Annotated in this window: 18 protein-coding genes and 1 other RNA gene; 17 read left to right on the top strand and 2 right to left on the bottom strand. The window is 31.3% G+C overall.

Features of this window, described 5'->3' with window-relative positions:
* Positions 1 to 332: 332 nt before the first annotated feature.
* The gene (locus ACTTBO_RS07350) at positions 333 to 2,381 is read left to right on the top strand and encodes an acyltransferase family protein (protein ID WP_440657068.1); all 2,049 of its coding nucleotides are present in this window, start codon (positions 333 to 335) and stop codon (positions 2,379 to 2,381) included.
* Positions 2,382 to 2,383: 2 nt separating this feature from the next.
* Positions 2,384 to 3,010, top strand: coding sequence for a hypothetical protein (locus ACTTBO_RS07345; RefSeq protein WP_440657067.1), 627 nt, complete (start codon positions 2,384 to 2,386; stop codon positions 3,008 to 3,010).
* Between the two features lie 139 nt (positions 3,011 to 3,149).
* On the opposite strand, the gene ssrA is transcribed toward ACTTBO_RS07345, so the two are convergent.
* Positions 3,150 to 3,449: a transfer-messenger RNA gene (gene ssrA, locus ACTTBO_RS07340) on the bottom strand.
* A 4-nt stretch (positions 3,450 to 3,453) separates the two neighbouring features.
* Here ssrA and thyX point away from each other — a divergent pair.
* A complete protein-coding gene (thyX, locus tag ACTTBO_RS07335; protein ID WP_440657066.1) occupies positions 3,454 to 4,401 on the top strand; it encodes an FAD-dependent thymidylate synthase in 948 nt (315 codons plus the stop codon).
* Here the strand turns inward: thyX and ACTTBO_RS07330 are convergent.
* Positions 4,382 to 5,206 carry an Mrp/NBP35 family ATP-binding protein gene (locus tag ACTTBO_RS07330; protein ID WP_440657065.1) on the bottom strand — a complete coding sequence of 275 codons (825 nt, stop codon included), beginning with the start codon at positions 5,204 to 5,206 and terminating at the stop codon, positions 4,382 to 4,384. The genes thyX and ACTTBO_RS07330 overlap by 20 nt on opposite strands.
* Before the next feature lie 51 nt (positions 5,207 to 5,257).
* Here ACTTBO_RS07330 and hflK point away from each other — a divergent pair, with 51 nt between their 5' ends.
* The 14 genes from hflK (at position 5,258) to ACTTBO_RS07260 (ending at position 21,170) form a co-directional block, all read left to right on the top strand.
* The gene (hflK, locus tag ACTTBO_RS07325; protein WP_440657064.1) at positions 5,258 to 6,364 is read left to right on the top strand and encodes an FtsH protease activity modulator HflK; all 1,107 of its coding nucleotides are present in this window, start codon (positions 5,258 to 5,260) and stop codon (positions 6,362 to 6,364) included.
* Positions 6,365 to 7,237 (top strand): protease modulator HflC, encoded by an 873-nt coding sequence (hflC, locus tag ACTTBO_RS07320; protein ID WP_440657063.1) that lies wholly within the window; start codon positions 6,365 to 6,367, stop codon positions 7,235 to 7,237. It begins immediately after the preceding gene.
* Positions 7,238 to 7,244: 7 nt separating this feature from the next.
* On the top strand, positions 7,245 to 7,430 hold the full coding sequence (locus tag ACTTBO_RS07315) for a DUF2065 domain-containing protein (RefSeq protein ID WP_440657062.1): 186 nt from the start codon (positions 7,245 to 7,247) through the stop codon (positions 7,428 to 7,430).
* A gap of 1 nt (position 7,431) precedes the next feature.
* Positions 7,432 to 8,847: a Do family serine endopeptidase gene (locus ACTTBO_RS07310; RefSeq protein WP_440657061.1), complete on the top strand. Its 1,416-nt coding sequence runs from the start codon at positions 7,432 to 7,434 to the stop codon at positions 8,845 to 8,847.
* A gap of 2 nt (positions 8,848 to 8,849) precedes the next feature.
* Positions 8,850 to 9,758, top strand: a complete 909-nt coding sequence (gene miaA, locus ACTTBO_RS07305) for a tRNA (adenosine(37)-N6)-dimethylallyltransferase MiaA (RefSeq protein ID WP_440657060.1) — start codon at positions 8,850 to 8,852, stop codon at positions 9,756 to 9,758.
* A 52-nt stretch (positions 9,759 to 9,810) separates the two neighbouring features.
* Entirely contained in the window at positions 9,811 to 11,577 is a 1,767-nt protein-coding gene (locus ACTTBO_RS07300; RefSeq protein WP_440657059.1) for an acetolactate synthase 3 large subunit, read from the top strand.
* Positions 11,578 to 11,582: 5 nt separating this feature from the next.
* Positions 11,583 to 12,131, top strand: coding sequence for an acetolactate synthase small subunit (ilvN, locus tag ACTTBO_RS07295; RefSeq protein WP_440657058.1), 549 nt, complete (start codon positions 11,583 to 11,585; stop codon positions 12,129 to 12,131).
* A 17-nt stretch (positions 12,132 to 12,148) separates the two neighbouring features.
* Positions 12,149 to 13,171: a ketol-acid reductoisomerase gene (gene ilvC / locus ACTTBO_RS07290; RefSeq protein ID WP_075506263.1), complete on the top strand. Its 1,023-nt coding sequence runs from the start codon at positions 12,149 to 12,151 to the stop codon at positions 13,169 to 13,171.
* An 80-nt stretch (positions 13,172 to 13,251) separates the two neighbouring features.
* Positions 13,252 to 14,814, top strand: coding sequence for an ABC transporter substrate-binding protein (locus tag ACTTBO_RS07285; protein ID WP_440657057.1), 1,563 nt, complete (start codon positions 13,252 to 13,254; stop codon positions 14,812 to 14,814).
* Between the two features lie 62 nt (positions 14,815 to 14,876).
* Positions 14,877 to 15,860 carry an ABC transporter permease gene (locus ACTTBO_RS07280; protein WP_440652176.1) on the top strand — a complete coding sequence of 328 codons (984 nt, stop codon included), beginning with the start codon at positions 14,877 to 14,879 and terminating at the stop codon, positions 15,858 to 15,860.
* Positions 15,853 to 16,785 (top strand): ABC transporter permease, encoded by a 933-nt coding sequence (locus tag ACTTBO_RS07275; RefSeq protein WP_440657056.1) that lies wholly within the window; start codon positions 15,853 to 15,855, stop codon positions 16,783 to 16,785. The genes ACTTBO_RS07280 and ACTTBO_RS07275 overlap by 8 nt, the downstream gene beginning before the upstream one ends.
* A complete protein-coding gene (locus ACTTBO_RS07270; protein WP_440657055.1) occupies positions 16,782 to 18,461 on the top strand; it encodes a dipeptide ABC transporter ATP-binding protein in 1,680 nt (559 codons plus the stop codon). Before ACTTBO_RS07275 ends, ACTTBO_RS07270 begins: the two co-directional genes overlap by 4 nt.
* Positions 18,462 to 18,564: 103 nt before the next feature.
* Positions 18,565 to 20,136: a 2-isopropylmalate synthase gene (locus ACTTBO_RS07265; RefSeq protein WP_440657054.1), complete on the top strand. Its 1,572-nt coding sequence runs from the start codon at positions 18,565 to 18,567 to the stop codon at positions 20,134 to 20,136.
* Positions 20,136 to 21,170 (top strand): rod shape-determining protein, encoded by a 1,035-nt coding sequence (locus ACTTBO_RS07260; RefSeq protein ID WP_440657053.1) that lies wholly within the window; start codon positions 20,136 to 20,138, stop codon positions 21,168 to 21,170. Before ACTTBO_RS07265 ends, ACTTBO_RS07260 begins: the two co-directional genes overlap by 1 nt.

The raw sequence follows: 21,170 nt of genomic DNA, 5'->3' as shown, positions 1-21,170 counted from the left end.
ATAGGGGCAATTATATTGGTAACGTAATAATAAAAAGGAAGTTGAAAAAGATTTATTAGAATCAGGTTTTTAACTTTTAAAGTTTACAATTATGATGTGAATTGGTTTGTAACAAGAGAAACAACGTCACTGTTTTATGCGAAAAAATAATTTATGGATTATTAAAAATTTATTATATCTTCATATAGGGATACATAAAATTGGTACTACTTAGTTGGTTTTTGATCTTACACTTCATTGTAAATTTGATTAAATGTATAACTTCAACCTAATATTTGTGATGTTTATTTATTTTTTTTTTTTGGGATTTTTCTGTGGTATGTAATTAGCAAATGAAACTTACATACCGTCCAGAAATAGATGGTTTAAGAGCAATTGCTGTTGGTGCCGTTATTCTCTATCACGCTAAAATTACTATTTTTGGTCATCAACCTTTTAAAGGTGGTTTTATTGGTGTTGATATATTTTTTGTAATCTCTGGTTATCTAATTACCTCTATTATTTTAAAAGAATTAATAACTACTGGTAAATTTTCATTTAAACATTTTTATGAAAGGCGAGTAAGACGAATACTGCCAGCATTATTATTTGTAATGTTGGTATCGCTTCCATTTGCTTGGATGTATTTGTGGCCATCAAGTTTAATAGATTTTTCAAAATCTATTCTTTATTCACTTGGATTTAGTTCTAACTTTTATTTTCACTACTCAGGACAACAATATGGCGCTGAAAGTGGATTATTAAAACCATTTCTTCATACATGGTCACTATCTGTTGAAGAACAATATTACATTTTATTTCCAATAGTTTTGCTGATTACATTTAAATTTTTTAGAAAATATTTAATTCACATTTTAATTCTAGGATTAGTTATTAGTCTGGGACTAGCAGAGTGGGGTAGTAGAAATCATCCGTCATTAAATTTTTATATTTTACCAACTAGAGGATGGGAATTATTAGCAGGTTCAATTTTAGCGTATTTTGAAATTATTAGAGGTCATAGAAGCAAAATTAAAACACTCAATCTAATATTACCTGTTGTTGGATTGATATTAATTGGACATTCAATTTTGTTTTTTAATGATGAAATGTTTCATCCATCCTTTTATACATTGTCTCCAATTATTGGAGTTTGTTTTATTATTTGGTTTTCTAATAAAAATGAACTAATCACAAAAGTACTTTCTACAAAATTGTTGGTAGGAATTGGAATAATTTCTTACTCCTTGTATCTTTGGCATTATCCCATTTTTGCTTTTGCTAGAATAAAAGATAACACTCCATCAGAGTACGATAAATTCGAATGGATAGTTTTATCAATCATACTATCTTTGATTAGTTATTTCTTTGTTGAAAAATCATTTAGAAATAAAAAGAATAAAATTAATAAAATTTTAATTGTATTAATATTTTTTTTCTCAATAATTTTCAGTTCAACTATATTATCAATTTACTTAGATGGATTCAAAGATAGAAAACATTTTCCACAATTAATTATTAATGCAAATAAAGATCTTGACTACAGAAAGATTTATCAAAATGGAAAAAGATGTCATGGAAGAACTGGAAATGATGGATTTTGTATTTTTGGGAATAGTATAAATTATGATGCTAATATCATAACACTAGGGGACTCATTATTAGATGCCCTTTTAGGTGATTTAATTTTAAAGTTGAAAAATTATAACCTCAGACTAATTCATACATCTTACCCTGGTTATTTATATTTACCAGAAATAGAGAGATTTAATAAAAAAAATAAAAAAAAAAAATGGAGTAAAAAACTTCATGAAAATAGAAAAAAACTAATGAAAAATTTAAGTGCCGAAAAAAATTATTTTATAATTTTCGCTGATTATAAACACATATTATTTGAAAGAAGACATACTTTTGATAAAGACGAAAATATAATTAATTATGAAGTTAATAGTGTATATACCGGAGAAGAATATCATAAATTAAACTATGAGGAGAGATCTGTTCAAAAACTCAATGACTTCATTCAAACCATTGAAGAGATTGCTGTAACAAATAAAGTTGTACTAGTTTATCCTCTACCTCAATCTCCAGATAATATTTTAAAAAGAGTAAATTCAATATTTTTAAGTAAAAAAGTTATAAGACCTGAAGATGATCCTGTAAATTATAATAAAATTCATTATTTAAAATTTAATGATAGAATAATTAGAGCTTTTAATAATATTAATAATAAAAATGTTTTGAAAGTTAAAATTGAAAATGATTTTTGCTCTTTGTCAAAATGTTATTTTTATAATAATGAAAACATATTATTATTTGATAAAGTTCATACTTCTAAGTACGCTTCAAATATTATTAACAAAAAAATATTAGAGAGCATAAACAAAGATTTAAGAAACTAAAGATGAAAGATTTTTATTCTCATACAATATTAAAAAACAAGATAAGTAATATTGATGAAATAATAGATTTTGCAAATAGAATTAAAACATACACCGAATGTTATACTCGACACAATAATATTTATGAGATTTCCAAAAGTACAATTTCAAAATTTAATTTTTTTAAAAATTTGATGTTAACGACAAAGTCTTTAATTGAAACTAATTTTAAGGTAAGCAACTTAGTTTTTAACAAAATTTGGTTTGTAGAAACTGGACATCAAAACTCAGACATGAAAAAATTACCGTATAAATTACATTTTGATCAACAAAGATATTTAAAAGCAATGTTATACTTACATGATGTCTCTTTAGATCATGGACCAATCCATTTTGGCAAAATTAGAGAGGACATTAAAATAAATGAAATTAGAAAAAAATTGCCAAAAAATTATAAAGACTTTAATTTAAATGATATAAAACAAATTGATTTAGTAGTGAGACCAAAACCTTTAATCGGTAAAAAGGGTGATTTAATATTGTTTGATACAAACGAACCACACCATGCTGGATTAGTGTCACCTAAATTTACAAGAAAAGTTTTAAGATTTGATTTTGAACATAATTCATTTAATAAACATTTGCTTTAAACAAAATTTTTTTCAAAAATTAAACATTTTTTAAAATCGTGTCTCCACAAATAGTTTAATTAACTTTTCAACTATATTTAACATTTTTCTCATATCTTTATCAGCAATTATTTTAAATCTATCAATTGTATATTTGTTAATAAGGGGCGTTCTGTTGCCAGGTGCCCCGGACCCCGTTTGCTTAATTAACTATGTTAATTAGGCAGCAAGTGCGTAACTTTCGTTAGCAATTATAAATTAGCCCGTTACGGTGGAACAATCCCGAACGAAAGAATAGCCTTTAGTCACTCGTCGATTCTAGTTCACCCCCATAAGTTGAAATGGTGGAGGTGGTGGGTACTGCCCCCACGTCCGCAATGGTTATTACGAAATTCGTTTATCGTCGTAGTTGGAAATCCAACATTAATAATATAAAAGTAATTGTAATAGATTCAATAACAATCATGAAATTAACAAAAGAACAATCAGAAGAAATAAAAAACCAGCAATCCCAAAGTAATCAAACTAAAAGAGTTACCGCTCCTGAGCTTGAAAAAATACTCTATGAAGCGCTACCGGCATTAGATCATGGATTTGTAAGAGTAGTTGATTATATGGGTGATGACACCTCTATAGTTCAGTCCGCAAGAGTATCTTATGGAAAAGGGACAAAGCAAGTTTCAACAGATAGAGGTTTAATAAAATACTTGATGAGACATTGGCACAGCACGCCATTTGAAATGTGTGAAATAAAATATCATATTAAACTTCCAATATTTATTGCAAGGCAGTGGATCAGACATAGAACTGCCAATGTAAATGAATACTCTGCAAGATATTCAATTTTAGATAAAGAATTTTATTTACCAACTAAAGAAAATTTAGCAGCGCAATCGACTAGCAACAGACAAGGAAGAGGAGACGTCCTTGAAGGAAAACAAGCAGAAGAAGTTTTAGAACTTTTAAAAAATGATGCAGATAGAACTTATGAAAATTATGAAACAATGCTTAATGAAAGATATGATGGTTCAACAATTGATGAAAATAAAAAAGGATTAGCAAGAGAACTTGCAAGAATGAACCTAACATTAAATACTTATACCCAGTGGTATTGGAAAACTGATTTATTAAATTTAATGAATTTTTTAAGGTTGAGAGCTGATAGTCATGCTCAGTATGAAATTAGAGTTTATGCAGATATAATGTTGGATACAGTTAAAAAATGGGTACCAATAACTTACGATGCATTTATGGATTACAGAGTAGGAGGAACAGAGGTTTCTGCTAAAGGAAAAGTTATAATTCAAAAACTTATTAAAGGTGAAAATGTAGATGTTGAGAGTTCAGGTCTATCTAAAAGAGAATGGAATGAATTAATGACTGCTTTTGATCTTAAAGATAAGTTGATTTAATCTTTTCGGCAAAATCTAAATATATTTTTGAAATCTCATGGTCTGGGTTTAACTCAACTATTGGTTTTCCTTGATCACCAGAATTTCCAACTTCAGGGTTAATTGGTATTTCTCCTAAAAAATCTTTTTGGAATTCTTCAGCAGTTTTTTTTACTCCACCTTCTCCAAATATTTTGTATTTTTTTCCATCATCTCCTACAAAAAAACTCATGTTGTCTACTAAACCTAAAATTTTAACACCGAGCTTATCAAACATTTTAATTCCTCTTTTTACGTCCAAAAGAGCAACTTCTTGTGGAGTTGATACAATTATTGCACCATCCATTTTAATTTCTTGTGAAAAAGTTAATTGAGTGTCACCAGTTCCTGGAGGCATATCAACAATTATAAAATCTAAGTTTTTCCAATTAACTTTCTGAGTAAAAGTTTTAATTGCACTGGTTACCATTGGACCACGCCAAATCATCGGAGTTTGTTGATCTGCTAAAAATCCAATTGACATACATTGAATGTCATATTTTGTTATGGGATCTAATTTTTGACCGTCGCTTTTTGGTTTTTCATTAATATCAAACATTTTTGGAATGGAAGGGCCATAAATATCAGCATCTAACAATCCAACTTTGCATCCAACTCTTTTTAAAGCCAAAGCAAGATTCGTTGCAAATGTAGATTTACCCACACCACCTTTTGCACTCGAGATTGCAATAGTAAACTTAGTTCCTAGAATTGGATTTTTTGTAAAAACTTTAGGCTCCACCTTCTTTTTCATTGCGTCACTTAGTTCTGTCTTTTTATCTGACATAAAACTATCCTTACTTGTTTTTTGCGATAAAGACACTATATACTTTGACATATGTCAGATGATTTCAGAGGCAAAGGCGGAAGCCCATGGGGAACACCTCCAGGAGGAGGTAGCGGAGGCAATGGTTCAGGAAGAGGACCAACACCACCAAACGTAGATGAAATCATAAGAGAGTTTCAAGATAAAATAAAAAAGTTTTTACCTGGCGGAAAATCTTCAGGTGGAAAGTCTATTGGATTAATTTTATTAGTCTTAGCCTTTGTATGGCTTGCAAGTGGGCTATATAGAGTTTTACCTGATGAACAAGGGGTTGTTCTTAGATTTGGAAAATTTGTGAAAACTACTCAACCCGGATTGAACTATCATATTCCTTTTCCAGTTGAGACTGTTCAAACTCCAAAAGTAACAAAAGTAAATAGAATTGATATTGGATTTAGGTCTGAAAGAGATAGTGGTTTTTCTACAGGTGGAGGGGTTGCAGATGTTCCTCAAGAAAGTTTAATGCTTACTGGTGATGAAAACATTGTAAATATCGATTTTTCAGTATTTTGGGTTATCAAAGATGCTGGAAATTTTTTGTTTAAAATTCAGGATCCTGTAGGAACTGTTAAAGCAGCTGCAGAAACAGCAATGAGAGAAGTGATTGCAAAAAGTGATATTCAACCAATTTTAACCGAAGGTAGATCAAAAATTGAAATTGAAACGCAGGAAATCATTCAGTCAATTTTAGATGATTATGAAAGTGGAGTACAAATTACTCAGGTACAAACTCAAAAAGCTGATCCACCTGATCAAGTAATTGATGCATTTAGAGATGTTCAGGCTGCAAGAGCGGATATGGAAAGGTCTAAAAACGAAGCCGAAGCTTATGCAAACGATGTGATCCCAAGAGCAAGAGGGGAAGCACAAAAAATTTTACAAGCAGCAGAAGCTTATAAAAAAGAAGTTGTTGCTAAAGCTGAAGGTGAAGCTAGTAGATTTTTAGCAATTTACAATGAGTATGCTAAAGCAAAACAAGTGACTCAAGAAAGAATGTTTCTTGAGACAATGGAAACAGTTTTGGCAGATATTAATAAAATTATTATAGATAAAGAATCTGGTTCAGGTGTGGTGCCATATCTACCATTACCAGAGCTTAAAAAGAAAGAGACAAATTAAATGAAAGCTGGAAAAATAGTAGCTGGAATATTAGTTTTAATTGGTGTTGTAGCGTTCCTATCAGTAATTATAGTCAAAGAAGTTAATCAAGCGATAATTCTTCAATTTGGTGATCCAAAAAGAATTATAATGAAACCAGGCTTAAACTTTAAAATTCCGTTCATCCAAAACGTTGTTTACCTAGATAAAAGAATTTTAAATTTAGATACCCCGCCAGAGGAAGTAATTGCATCTGACCAAAAAAGATTAATCGTTGATGCTTTTGCGAGATTTCAAATAGTTGATCCTTTAAAATTTTATATTTCTGTTGGAGACGAAAGGGTTGCAAGATCAAGATTATCTACGATTATAAACTCAAGAATTAGAAATGTTTTGGGTCAAGAAGAATTACAAACTTTGCTATCACAAGATAGATCAAAACAAATGTCTTTGATTAAAGATGGAGTTAATAACGAAGCGCAAAATTTTGGAATAAATATTGTAGATGTAAGAATTAAAAGAGCTGACCTTCCTACAGCAAACAGTGATGCAATTTACAGAAGAATGCAGACTGAGAGGGAAAGAGAAGCGAAAGAATTTAGAGCAAAAGGAGCTGAGATGGCAGTAACAATTACTTCGACTGCTGACAAAGAAGTAACCGTGATATTAGCAGATGCACAAAAACAATCAGAAATAATGAAGGGAGAAGGTGACGGTGAAAGAAATAAAATCTTTGCAGATGCTTTCGGACAAGACCCTGAATTCTTTTCTTTCTACAGATCAATGCAATCTTATAGTAAAGCGTTTACTGCAGGCGAAACCTCAATGATCTTGTCTCCAGATAGTGAATTTTTTAAATTTTTTGGAAATACAACTCTCGATATTAAACAATAATATTTAGATGAATGAGCTAGTCATAGCTTTTGGTCTTTTTTTATTTATAGAGGGAATTTTATATGCCTTATTTCCAGCAAAAATGAAAAGTATGATTAGAAAACTTGAACTTGTTAAAGATAGTCAATTAAGATCAGGTGGACTTATTTTTGCAGTTATAGGTTTTGTGATAATTTATTTTATTAAAAGTTAATATGAAAAAATTAAAATTTATTATTTTAACAATTATATTTTTTTTAAGTTTTTCATTACAATCAAACTCTAGGCCTGTTCCAGAATCATTTGCAGACCTTGCGGAAAAATTAATGCCTTCTGTGGTAAATATTTCTACATCAACTACTGTAGTTACAAACAATAACTCTTTTCCATTTCAATTCCCTCCAGGTTCTCCATTTGAAGATATGTTTAAAGAATTTGGAACCCCTCAAGAGAGAAAATCAGCAGCTTTGGGGTCTGGATTTATTATAGATGAGAAGGGAGTAGTGGTTACAAATAATCACGTAATTCAGGATGCTGATGATATTATTGTTAGAGTTAACGGAGACCAAGAATATAAAGCCAAAGTGCTTGGCGCTGATCCTTTGATGGATATAGCAGTGTTACAATTAGATACAGAAGATAAATTTAAACCAGTTGGCTTTGGAGACTCTGATAAAGCAAGAATTGGTGATTGGGTTTTAGCAATTGGAAATCCATTTGGTCTTGGTGGGACAGTAACTGCTGGAATTATTTCAGCAAGGAACAGATCTATTGGGTTATCAAGATATGAAGATTTTATTCAAACAGATGCATCAATAAATTCGGGAAATTCAGGTGGACCTTTATTTGATATGGAAGGAAATGTAATTGGAATTAATACAGCAATTTTAGGAAGAAATGGTTCTATTGGTATAGGATTTTCAATTCCATCCAATAGTGCTCAACAAGTAATTAAACAATTAATTGAGTTTGGTGAAACAAAAAGAGGTTGGCTAGGTGTAAGAATTCAAGATGTAACAAAAGAAATTGCTGAGGTTGAAGAACTAGATAAACCAAGAGGTGCTTTAGTTGCGAGTGTTGCTGAAAATAGTCCTTCTGAAAAAGCAGGAATTCAGGCTGGAGATATTATTTTAGAGTTTAATGGAGTTGAGATTAAGCAAATGAAAGAGTTGCCAGCAATTGTTGCAAGAACAGAAGTTGGAAAAAATGTAGATGTAAAAATTTGGAGAAATAAAAAAGAAATAACTAAAAAGGTTTTGTTGGGAAGATTAGAAACCTCTGATGACTTCAAAGTAAGTGAAAATCCAAAACAAGATGAAAATAATTTAGATGAAATTGTGGAGAGTTTAAGAATATCAGTAAGACCTTTAACTAAAGAGGATATAAAAAACCGTAAATTACCAAATCAAACTACAGGATTAGTAATTACCAATATGGCTAATAACAGTCCTTTAGTAAACTCAATTGAGATCAATAGTATTATTATTGAAGCTCAGAAGAAAAAAATTAAATCAGCAGATGATTTAAGAGATATCACTCAAAAAGCAATAAACTCAAATCAAAAAACTATTTTAATTGCAATTTATAACAATCAAAATCAACGAAGATATATTGGTGTTAAATTAGATTAGTAATGGATTTGAAATCCAAGATAATTTTAATTTCAGGACCCACAGCATCTGGAAAATCTAGTTTTGCAATTAAACTTGCAAAAAAAATTAAAGGAGAAATTATTAATGCAGATAGTATGCAAGTTTATAAGCAACTTAAAATTTTGTCAGCAAGACCTAGCCCAAAAAATTATCAGTCAATAAAACATCATTTATATGGTTTCCAAGATGCAAAGAAAAGTTTTTCAACCGGTGATTGGCTTAAAATTGCAAATAAAAAAATAATTGAAGTTAAAAATAGAAAAAAAGTTCCAATTCTTGTAGGAGGAACTGGGCTTTACTTCAAAGCATTAACTGATGGTTTGGTTCAAATTCCAAACATTCCAATTAAGTTTAGAAATAAAATTAGAAATCTAAATAAAAAAATTGGCCAAAATAAATTTTACAAGCAATTATTAAAACTGGATCCTCTTTCAAAAAATAAAATTAATTCAACGGATACCCAAAGATCAATAAGAGCTTTTGAAGTTAAAAAGTTTACAAAGAAATCTCTTCATGAATGGTTTAAAAATACTAAATCAAACTATTTAGAAGAAGATTTTTTAAAAATTTATATTGATTATCCACGTGATGAGTTGGTTGAAAGAATTCATCAAAGAACTAGAAAAATGATTAAAATGGGTGCCGTGAATGAGGTTAAAAGATTTTTAAAACTAAAAATTAATGAACAAATGACTGCATGTAAAGCAATTGGAATAAATGAAATTCATGAATATTTAGCAAAAGAAAAAAAAATTGATGAAATCAAAGAAAAAATATCAATAAAAACTAGACAATACGCTAAAAGACAAAGCACATGGGCTCGAGGAAACATGAGTGATTGGGTTAAGCTTAAGCCATCTGAGATTAATAATTTTTTAAAAAAAATTTAATTTTTCCATAGTTAACCTTGACCAATCAGTACAACTTCAGCTAGATTGCGAAATGCCAAAATTATTAACCGGAGCTGAAATCGTATTTAAGTGTCTTGAAGACCAAAAGGTAAATCATATCTTTGGCTATCCTGGTGGTGCTGTACTACCAATATATGATGAGTTAAAAAATCATCCTTCAATTAAACATATTCTTGTAAGACACGAGCAAGGTGCAGGTCATGCAGCTGAAGGTTATGCAAGATCATCTGGAAAACCTGGTGTTGTTTTAGTTACTTCAGGCCCTGGTGCCACTAACGTCGTTACAGCTTTAACTGATGCATACATGGACTCAGTTCCAATGGTTTGTATTTCGGGTCAAGTTCCAACACACCTTATTGGTACGGATGCATTTCAAGAATGTGATACAACAGGAATTACAAGACCATGCACAAAGCATAACTGGTTAGTAAAAGATATCAACGACCTTTCAGATGTTATGCATGAAGCATTTAAAGTTGCAACAACTGGAAGACCAGGTCCTGTATTAATTGATATTCCAAAAGATATTCAATTTGCAAAAGCAAAATATAAAAAACCAAAAAAAGAAAAAAGTTTAAATGGCAAATCTCACAATAAGTTTTCAGCTGATGAAATTGACCAATTAATTAATTTAATTAGTAAAGCAAAGAAGCCAATAATTTATAGTGGCGGAGGCGTAATTAATTCAGGACCAAAAGCAAGTGAAGCTCTTAGAAAATTTGTTGAGCTAACAGGATTTCCAATTACTTCAACTTTGCAAGGTCTAGGTGCTTATCCTGGAGACGATAATCAGTTTTTAGGAATGCTAGGAATGCACGGAACGTATGAAGCAAACAATGCAATGCATGACTGTGATTTATTAATAAACATTGGCGCAAGATTTGATGACCGTATTACTGGAAAAATTGATGAGTTCTCTCCTAATTCAAAAAAAGTTCATATTGATATTGATCCATCATCAATTAATAAAATTATTAAAGTAGATCTTGCAATCGTAGGTGATGTAACGAAAGTAATTGATAAAGTAAACAAAACAATTGTTAAAAAGAAAAATGGTAATGGTAAATCAAATAAACCAAATATTGCAAAATGGTGGGAACAAATCCAAAAATGGAGAAGTAAAGACTCTTTAAATTTTATTAACAGTGAAGATAGCATAAAACCTCAGCATGCTGTTCAAAGGCTTTATGAGTTAACAAAAAATAAAGATACTTATGTAACAACAGAAGTGGGTCAGCATCAAATGTGGGCTGCTCAACATTATAAATTTAATAAACCCAATAGATGGATGACTTCAGGCGGATTAGGAACCATGGGTTATGGATTACCTGCAGCTGTTGGAGTTCAAGTAGCTCATCCAGAAAAATTAGTTATTGATATTGCAGGAGAAGCATCAGTTTTAATGACAATGCAAGAGATGTCTACGGCTGTTCAATACAATTTACCAATAAAGATATTTATTTTGAACAATCAGTACATGGGAATGGTAAGACAGTGGCAAGAGCTGCTTCATGAAAAGAATTATTCTGAAAGTTATTCAGAAGCATTACCAGATTTTATGAAAATGGCTGATGCTTATGGCTGTAAAGGAATTAAGGCTGATAATCCATTAGAGCTTGATGAAAAAATTCAAGAAATGGTTGATTATAATGGCCCTGTTATTTTTGATTGCCATGTTGATCCAAATGAAAACTGTTTTCCAATGATACCTTCAGGCAAACCTCATAATCAAATGATACTTGGACCAAACGATCAAGAAGAAAATAAAATTAAAGGAAAAGGCAAAGCCTTAGTTTAATCAAAATGCCAAAATCAAAGTCAGCTTATAGCACTCCATCTATAAAACAAAAATCAGATACTTATATTTTTGTTGTTTGGGTAGATAATGAGGCGGGGGTTCTTGCAAGAGTGGTTGGCCTGTTTTCTGGAAGAGGTTATAATATTGAGTCTTTAGCGGTAGCCGAAATTGATGCTATCAAAAACATATCAAGAATAACAATTGTAACAACTGGAACACCACAGGTTATTGACCAGATCAGACTACAATTAACCAAATTAGTTCCTGTACATAAAGTTGCTGAATTTAAAAGAGATGATAAAGACGTGATTTTTAAAGAGATGGCTCTATTTAAAATTTTAGGTAAAAAAAATAAAATTGAAAAATGTTTAAATGCTTGTAAAAAATTTAACCCAGTAGTATTGGATGAAACAAAATCATCTGCGGTTATTCAAATAACAGCACTTAGAAGAGAGATTGATAAAATGAACAAAAAATTAAAACCCTTGGGACTTATAAGCACTTCAAGAACTGGAGCTGTTGCAATGACAAGAGGTGCAAAAATTTTTAACTAATTAAAAGGAGATAAATTATGAAAATGTTTTATGAAAAAGATGCAGATGTAGATTTAATTAAGAATAAAAAAATTGCTATTTTTGGTTATGGAAGCCAAGGTCACGCTCACGCACTTAACCTAAAAGATAGTGGAGTTAAAGAGATTGTTGTTGCATTAAGAGAAGGATCATCAAGTGTTGCTAAAGCTGAATCAAAAGGTTTGAAAGTGATGAATTTATCCGATGCAGCTGCTTGGGCAGATGTTGTTATGATATTAACTCCAGACGAATTACAAGCTGAAATTTATAAAAACCATATTGAACAAAGAGTAAGAGAAGGAACAAGTATTGCTTTTGCTCATGGTTTAAATGTTCACTATGATTTAATTAAAGCAAGAAAAGATTTAGATGTATTTATGGTTGCTCCAAAAGGACCTGGTCATTTAGTAAGAAGTGAATATGAAAAAGGTGGTGGAGTTCCATGTTTGTTTGCAGTTCATCAGGATGGATCTGGTAAAGCAAGAGATTTAGCTCTTTCCTACGCTTCAGCAGTAGGTGGAGGAAGATCAGGTATTATTGAAACTACTTTTAAAGACGAAGTTGAAACAGATTTATTTGGTGAACAAACTGTTTTATGTGGTGGTTTAGTTGAACTAATTAAAAATGGATATGAAACTTTAGTTGAAGCTGGGTATGAACCAGAGATGGCATATTTCGAAACAGTTCATGAAGTTAAATTAATTGTTGATTTGATCTATGAAGGTGGAATTGCAAATATGAATTATTCAATTTCAAATACTGCTGAATATGGTGAGTATCAATCTGGTCCAAGAATTATCAATAAGGAAGAAACAAAGAAAAGAATGAAAGAAGTTTTAGCAGATATTCAATCAGGTAAATTTACCAAAGAGTGGATGGATGAGTGCAAAACTGGTCAAAAAAACTTCTTAGCAACTAGAGCGAAATTGGCTGAACATTCTGTAGAAAAAGTTGGAGCAGAATTAAGAGCTATGATGCCTTGGATAAGTAAGAAAAAATTAGTAGATAGCGATAAAAGTTAATTATTAAGAGATTTTTATATCTGTAATAATCTTTTTTTTTCACTTATAATTTTTTTATAAATTTAAAAAAGAGGTTAATTATGAAGGCTAAAAATTTAGTAAAAATATTACTATCATTAGTTCTAGCATTTGGATTTTCTTCAGCATGGGCAAAAACTATCAAATGGTCAATGCAAGGAGACAGTCTTACACTAGATCCACACGCACAAAACGAAGGTCCAACTACTCAAGTATCTAGACAAGTTTATGAAGCTCTTGTTCAAAGAGCAGTAGATATGAAAATTGAACCAGCGTTAGCAAGAAAATGGACAGCTACAGATCCTAATACTTGGATCTTTAATTTAAGAGAAGATGTAAAATTTTCTGATGGTTCTAAAATGACATCAGCTGACGTTGTATTTAGTATATTAAGAGCTAAACAAAGAACATCTGATTTTAAAGAATATATTAGCACAATATCTGATGTTAAAGCTGTTGGGGAGTATGCTGTTAAAATTACAACAAGCAAACCTAATCCTATACTTTTAAATCAATTATCAAACATATTTATAATGTCTAGAGCTTGGTCAGAGGCAAACTTTGCAATGTCTCCTCAGAATTGGGATGCAGGACAAGAAACCTTTTCAGCAACTAATGCTTTAGGAACTGGTCCTTTTAAAATTACTTTGAGAGAACCAAATACAAAAACAGTCTTTAAAAGAAATAAGCATTGGTGGGGTGATATGGAAGATGATGGCATAAAGCAAATTGAGTTACTTCCAATTAAAAATGCTGCAACAAGAGTAGCTGCCTTACTGTCTGGTGAGATTGATTTAGTGACTGATGCACCTGTTCAAGATTTAAAAAGAATTGGTTCTTCTTCAGGACATCAAGTTGTAAGCACACCGCAGATGAGAACAATCTTTTTAGGAATGGATCAAGCAGCAGATAAATTAAGAACTGGAAACACTGGTGATAATCCTTTCAAGAAAAAAGAAGTTAGACAAGCACTTTATCAAGCAATTGACATTGAGGCTATCAAGAAAAAAGTAATGAGAGGTCTAAGTGAGCCAGCTGGAATAATTACATTCCCAGGAGTAAATGGTTACACAGCAGAACTTGATAAAAGATTACCTTATGATGTTGATGCAGCAAAAAAACTTTTAGCTAGCGCAGGTTATCCTAATGGGTTTGATGTTGAGCTTAGATGTCCTAACGATAGATATGTAAATGATGAAGCAATTTGTACAGCTGTTGTTGGTATGTTGGGTAAAATTGGAGTTAACGTTAACTTGTTTGCTCAAACAAAAAGTAAACACTTCAAAGAGCTAAAAGATGACCAAGGTGATTTTTATATGCTTGGATGGGGTGTACCAACTTTAGATAGTCATTACGTATTTCATTATTTATATGAAACAGGTGCTAGTTGGAACAAAGTTAACTTCAGTAACCCTGATGTAGATGCTGCAATTAGAGTTATGGAAGGTGAAGTTGATTTAGATAAAAGAAACGCTGCAATTGCGAATGCGTGGAAAATTGTAAAAGATGATATTGCTTATCTTCCTTTACACCACCAAGTAATTTCTTGGGCATCTAAAAGTAACGTGAACGTTCCTATCAGGCCTAATAACGAACCGTTATTTAGAGCTGCTAGCGTAAATTAAATTAAAATTATTATAAGCCCCTTAAGTTTATAAGGGGCTTATAAATTTAAAATCCTCATAAATTGATAAAGTATTTTTTTAAAAGATTATTTCAATCAGCTTTGGTAATGCTAGTTGTTGCCTTTGTCTCTTTTTCCTTGTTCAATTTTGTTGGAGACCCAATAAACAACATGGTAGGAGAAGAAACTTCAGATGAAGAAAGAGCTGAATTAAGAGAAACATTGGGTTTAATGGACCCAATTCATGTTCAATTTTCAAGATTTGTAATCAATGCGTCTAAAGGAGAGTTTGGTATTTCTTATCAATTAAGAAGACCTGTGTCTGAACTGATTGTTGAGAGATTACCAGCTACTATTGAACTTGTCGTAATTTCTGCTTTGATAGCATTAGTGACAGGAACTCTTTTAGGAGTTTATACAGGTATAAATAGAAAGGGTTTTTTAAGTGACTTTGTTTTAGCAATATCATTGCTCGGAGTGTCACTCCCCACATTTGTAATTGGAATATTATTTATTTACTTATTTGCTGTAATTCTTGGAGTGCTCCCCTCGTTTGGAAGGGGAGAAGTTGTTGATATAGGATTTTGGACAACAGGTTTTTTAACAGTTTCAGGTCTTAAAGCGATAATTCTTCCATCAGTCACATTAAGTCTTTTTCAAATGACATATATCATAAGGCTAGTAAGAGCTGAAATGATGGAAATTTTACAAACTGATTATATAAAATTTGCCCGAGCACGTGGAATTAGTGAAGACAGTATTAAATACAAACATGCACTTAAAAATGGATTGATACCTGTAATAACAATTGCTGGAATTAACATAGGAACTCTAATTGCGTTTTCAATTATAACTGAAACAGTTTTTCAATGGCCTGGAATGGGCTTCTTGTTTATACAAGCTGTTCAATTTGTAGATATACCAATTATGTCAGCTTATTTAGTTTTCATCGCGTTTGTTTTTGTGATGATAAATTTTATAGTTGATATTCTATATTATTTTATTGATCCAAGGATTAGAGTTAAAGGAGATGCCGCAAGTGGATAATAATTTAAAATTAACAAGATGGGAAAGAATTAAAGATAGTGATATCTATCATAGTTTCATAAAATCTCCGACTGCAATTATATCTTCAGTAATTTTATTTATTATTTTTTTTTGTTCTTTTTTTATTGAATTTTTAACACCCTACACGCCTTTTGATCCATCATCGTTATCTTTGATGGATGCATTTACACCTCCATCTTGGACAGAGGATGGTTTAGCACAATTTATTTTAGGAACAGATGGTCAAGGGAGAGATATGTTATCAACCATATTATACGGATGTAGAATTTCACTTATTGTTGGATTTGCTGCTATCATATTTAGTTTAATTCTTGGAGTTGGGTTGGGATTAACAGCTGGTTATTTTGGAGGCAAATATGAAATGATTGTAATGAGACTTACAGATGTTCAGTTGACTGTACCCAGTATATTGATGGCACTTTTGGTTGATGGAATAGCAAGAGGATTAATCTCAAGAGAGATGCATGATGAGATGGCAATATACGTTTTAATATTTGCTATTGGAATTTCTGAGTGGCCACAATTTGCAAGAGTATCAAGAGCAGCCACATTGGTAGAAAAAAATAAAGATTATGTCTCTGCATCAACAATAATAGGAGTTTCTAATTTAGTTATTATGTTTAAGCATATTTTGCCAAATATTTTGAGACCAGTCTTAGTCATTGGTACTATAGGTTTGGCTCTTGCTATTTTGGCTGAGTCGACTTTAAGTTTTTTAGGAGTTGGAGTTCCTCCAACTACTCCTTCTTTAGGGACTTTAATAAGGTTAGGTAATGATTTTTTATTTTCGGGAGAATGGTGGATTACTTTTTTTCCAGCAATTTTTTTGGTGATATTAGCTTTTTCAATTAATTTATTAGGAGACTGGATGAGGGATACTTTAAATCCAAAATTAAAAAAATGAGTTTTTTAAAAATAAATAATTTAAGTGTTGATTATAAAATGCGTAAAGAAACTGTTTATGCAGCTAAAAACATAAATATTGAGGTAAATAAAGGTGAAATTTTAGGATTAGTTGGAGAGTCTGGTTCTGGAAAAAGTACTGTTGGAAACGCTATAATTAATTTAATTGATGAGCCAGGAAAAGTTTCGAAAGGCTCAGTAATTTTGGGAGACTTAAATATTCATGAAAACCCAGAGAGTATAATTAAATATCGGGGTAATAAAATTGGATTAATATTTCAAGATCCACAAACATCTTTAAATCCAATATTAACTGTTGGTGAACAATTAATCGAAACTATACAAACTCATCTAAATTTAAACAAAATGGAAGCAAAAAATAAATCTATTAATTTATTAAAAGAAGTTGGAATTAAGGATGCTGAAAAAAGATTTAATGATTATCCTCATCAGTTTTCAGGAGGAATGAGACAAAGAGTGGTTATTTCTTTAGCTTTATGTTGCGAACCAGAATTACTGATTGCTGATGAACCCACTACTGCTCTAGATGTTTCTATTCAATCACAGATTTTAGATTTAATTAAAAAACTAACAAAAGAAAGAAACTTAGCTGTGATTTTAATCACTCATGATATGGGTGTTATTGCTGAAACAGCCAATCGTGTAGCTGTGATGAAAAGTGGAAATTTAGTCGAAATTGGTGAAACAAAAAAAATATTAACAACTCCTCAACAAAGTTATACTAAAAGTCTTGTAAGCTCGGTTCCACCTACCAACAAGAAAATTTCAAGATTTGTAATAGTAGAAAAAGAAAATAAAAATAAAGAAAATAACATCAAAATTTTGAATAGATGGACTAAAAAAGAAATTATCAACCAAGATTTAGTTCAAGTTAAAAATCTTAATAAAAGTTTTGATGACAATTTTTTTACAGAAAATTCTAAAAATTCTGTGTTGGCTGTAAACAATGTTACATTTGAAATAAAAGAAGGGGAGTCATTTGGATTGGTAGGAGAAAGTGGTAGTGGAAAATCAACTATTGCAAAAATGATAGTAAATTTATTTAAACCTTCATCAGGAGATATATTTTTTGATAATACTTGTATTACAAAAATAAAAAATAGATCAGAACTAATGAAATTTAGAAAACAAATACAAATGATTTTTCAAGATCCCTATTCATCACTAAATGGTAGATTGAAAGTAAAAGATATTATTGCTGAGCCTATTACGCTTCACAATCCTTCGATATCTAATTCTGATCTAAATAATTATGTCTACGATTTATTAGACTCTGTTGAAATGTCTCAAAAATCAGCAGATAGATATCCACATGAATTTTCTGGTGGTCAAAGACAAAGAATTTCAATTGCAAGAGCTTTGGCAACTCAGCCAAGGCTTTTGGTTTGTGATGAGCCCACATCTGCACTAGATGTTAGTATTCAAGCTCAAATATTAAATTTGTTAAAAGATCTTCAAGAGCAATTAAATCTAACTATTTTATTCATTAGCCATGACTTACCTGTTGTAAGACAAATGTGTGATAGAATTGGAGTTCTAAAAGATGGCAAGTTATGTGAAGTTTCAAATACTGAGGACTTATTTTTGAACCCTACCCATGAATACACAAAGGAACTTTTACACTTGATGCCTAAAATTGAGTCTATTTATAATTAATTTTTGTATCACCTAAAATGGACGAAAAAATTTAGCTATTTATACTAATTATTTTGCAATCTCTCTTATAGATTGTATTATAGATTATCCAAAAATTTTTATTATGAGCGACAAAGATAGAGTTTTTATATTTGATACAACTATGCGTGATGGTGAACAATCACCTGGTGCATCTATGAGTTTGGAGGAAAAAATTCAGATTGCTCGAGTATTTGATGAATTGGGAATTGATATTATCGAAGCAGGTTTTCCTATAGCATCACCTGGAGATTTTGAGGCAGTTTCTGAAGTCAGTAAGATTTTAAAAAATTCTATTCCAGCAGGATTATCTAGACATTCAGTGAAAGATATTGATAGAGCTTACGAAGCATTAAAACATGCTCCTAGATTTAGAATACATACTTTTATTTCAACAAGTCCTCTACATATGAAACATAAATTAAATATGTCACCCGAAGATGTTTATGAATCAATTGGTAAACATGTTTCTTATGCAAGAAAATTTACTGATGATGTTGAGTGGTCATGTGAAGATGGGACAAGAACTGATATGGATTATATGTGTAAAACAGTTGAGCTTGCAATAAAAAATGGAGCAAAAACAATTAATATCCCTGATACTGTTGGTTATACAATACCATCTGAGTTCACAAAAATCATTGAAACACTTTTAAATAAAGTTCCTAACATTGATAAAGCAATTTTATCTACTCATTGCCACAATGATTTAGGATTAGCAGTAGCTAATTCTTTAGCTGGTGTTCAAGCAGGAGCAAGACAAATTGAATGTACTATAAATGGTTTAGGTGAGAGAGCAGGAAATGCTGCATTAGAGGAAGTTGTTATGGCAATTAAAACAAGACCAGACTTGATGCCTTACGAAACTGGAATTAACACAACTTTATTAAGTAAAGCATCAAAGATAGTTTCAAATGCAACTGGATTTCCAGTCCAATATAATAAAGCAATTGTTGGAAAAAATGCATTTGCCCATGAGGCAGGCATTCATCAAGATGGAATGTTAAAAAATAGACAGACTTATGAAATTATGACCCCAGAGAGTGTTGGAGTTAAACAAACCTCACTAGTAATGGGTAAACATTCTGGTCGTCATGCTTTTAAAGATAAATTAAACAGTTTGGGTTATCCAGATTTAACAGACGATGTAGTAGGAAATGCATTTGCAAAGTTTAAGGTTTTAGCAGACAAGAAAAAACATGTTTATGATGAAGATATTATTGCATTAGTCGATGATAGTTTAATAGTTGATAATAAAGTTAGCGCAATTAACTTAAAATCATTAAAAGTGTTTGCTGGTACAGGAGAGCCTCAAAAAGCAGAAATGACTTTAGATGTATATGGAGATGTAAAACAAGCTACAGAAACTGGGGATGGACCAGTTGATGCAATATTTAAATGTATAAAAACTCTTTATCCTCATGATGTAAATTTACAGCTTTATCAAGTGCATGCTGTAACCGAAGGTACTGATGCTCAAGCTACCGTAAGTGTAAAAATTGAGGAGAATGGAAAAACAACTGTGGGTCAAGCAGCAGATACTGATACTTTAGTTGCTTCTGCAAATGCTTATATAAATGCATTAAATAAAATGATAATTAAACGAGATAAAACAGCTCCAATGGAGCAAGAAAGTCAAAAGGTAAGGGGAATATAATGGGATTATTCGATAGCATTAAAAAAGTTTGGAGCCAAGATATGGCAATTGATCTTGGAACGGCAAATACATTAGTGGTATTAAAAGGAAAAGGTGTTGTTCTTAATGAACCATCTGTTGTTGCAATTGTTGATCAAGGCGGAAAGAAAAATGTTTTAGCTGTTGGTGATGAAGCCAAAACAATGCTTGGAAGAACACCTGGGAATATTAGTGCTATCAGACCTTTAAGAGATGGTGTTATAGCAGACTTTATAGTTACAGAAGAGATGATCAAACACTTTATAAAAAAAGTTCACAAAGGTAGTACTTTTGCCAATCCTAGAATTTTAATTTGTGTACCAACTGGTTCAACACCGGTTGAAAGAAAAGCAATTCAAGACAGTGCATTAGCTGCGGGAGCAAGAAGAGTTCAATTAATTGAAGAACCAATTGCTGCAGCTATTGGAGCCGGACTTCCAATTTCTGAAGCCACAGGGTCAATGATTGTTGATATAGGTGGTGGTACCAGTGAGATAGCAGTCATGTCACTAGGAGGATTGGTTTATTCTAAATCCCTAAGGGTTGCTGGTGATGCTATGGATACAGCAATAGTAAATTACATGAGAAAAGAATACAATTTACTGATTGGAGACACTACTGCTGAAAAAATTAAGAAAGAAATGGGTACAGCTATTCCAACAGGAACTAATACTTACCCAGTAAAAGGTAGAGATTTAAGATCAGGTACTCCAAAAGAAGTAAACATTACAGAGGAAGATACTGCTGAAGCACTTAATGATATTTTGAAAGAAATGGTTAATGCAATCAAAGATGCTTTGGAAAATACTCCCCCTGAATTGTCTGCTGACCTGGTAGATATGGGTCTTACTTTAACAGGTGGTGGAGCCTTATTAAAAAATATTGACAAAAGATTTTCAAAAGAAACAGGTTTACCAGTACATGTTGCTGATGATCCATTATCTTGTGTTGCAGTTGGAACAGGTAAAGCTTTGGATCAAGAAGAAACTTTTTCTACTATGTTATCTGAATATTAA

It is taken from the genome of Candidatus Pelagibacter sp. HIMB1509, assembly GCF_052047855.1.
Classification (GTDB): domain Bacteria; phylum Pseudomonadota; class Alphaproteobacteria; order Pelagibacterales; family Pelagibacteraceae; genus Pelagibacter.
The sequence above is the reverse complement of the archived record's forward strand: the minus strand, read 5'-3'. Positions and strand labels throughout refer to the sequence as shown.

Bases quoted from the DNA above. Each gene is read 5' to 3' on its own strand.
- ilvC (WP_075506263.1), top strand. From the start codon at position 12,149: ATGAAAATGTTTTATGAAAAAGATGCAGATGTAGATTTAATTAAGAAT.
- ACTTBO_RS07310 (WP_440657061.1), top strand. From the start codon at position 7,432: ATGAAAAAATTAAAATTTATTATTTTAACAATTATATTTTTTTTAAGT.
- ACTTBO_RS07315 (WP_440657062.1), top strand. From the start codon at position 7,245: ATGAATGAGCTAGTCATAGCTTTTGGTCTTTTTTTATTTATAGAGGGA.
- thyX (WP_440657066.1), top strand. From the start codon at position 3,454: ATGAAATTAACAAAAGAACAATCAGAAGAAATAAAAAACCAGCAATCC.
- ACTTBO_RS07265 (WP_440657054.1), top strand. From the start codon at position 18,565: ATGAGCGACAAAGATAGAGTTTTTATATTTGATACAACTATGCGTGAT.
- ACTTBO_RS07330 (WP_440657065.1), bottom strand. From the start codon at position 5,206: ATGTCAGATAAAAAGACAGAACTAAGTGACGCAATGAAAAAGAAGGTG.
- hflC (WP_440657063.1), top strand. From the start codon at position 6,365: ATGAAAGCTGGAAAAATAGTAGCTGGAATATTAGTTTTAATTGGTGTT.
- ACTTBO_RS07350 (WP_440657068.1), top strand. From the start codon at position 333: ATGAAACTTACATACCGTCCAGAAATAGATGGTTTAAGAGCAATTGCT.
- ACTTBO_RS07300 (WP_440657059.1), top strand. From the start codon at position 9,811: ATGCCAAAATTATTAACCGGAGCTGAAATCGTATTTAAGTGTCTTGAA.
- hflK (WP_440657064.1), top strand. From the start codon at position 5,258: ATGTCAGATGATTTCAGAGGCAAAGGCGGAAGCCCATGGGGAACACCT.
- ilvN (WP_440657058.1), top strand. From the start codon at position 11,583: ATGCCAAAATCAAAGTCAGCTTATAGCACTCCATCTATAAAACAAAAA.
- ACTTBO_RS07285 (WP_440657057.1), top strand. From the start codon at position 13,252: ATGAAGGCTAAAAATTTAGTAAAAATATTACTATCATTAGTTCTAGCA.
- miaA (WP_440657060.1), top strand. From the start codon at position 8,850: ATGGATTTGAAATCCAAGATAATTTTAATTTCAGGACCCACAGCATCT.
- ACTTBO_RS07270 (WP_440657055.1), top strand. From the start codon at position 16,782: ATGAGTTTTTTAAAAATAAATAATTTAAGTGTTGATTATAAAATGCGT.
- ACTTBO_RS07345 (WP_440657067.1), top strand. From the start codon at position 2,384: ATGAAAGATTTTTATTCTCATACAATATTAAAAAACAAGATAAGTAAT.
- ACTTBO_RS07260 (WP_440657053.1), top strand. From the start codon at position 20,136: ATGGGATTATTCGATAGCATTAAAAAAGTTTGGAGCCAAGATATGGCA.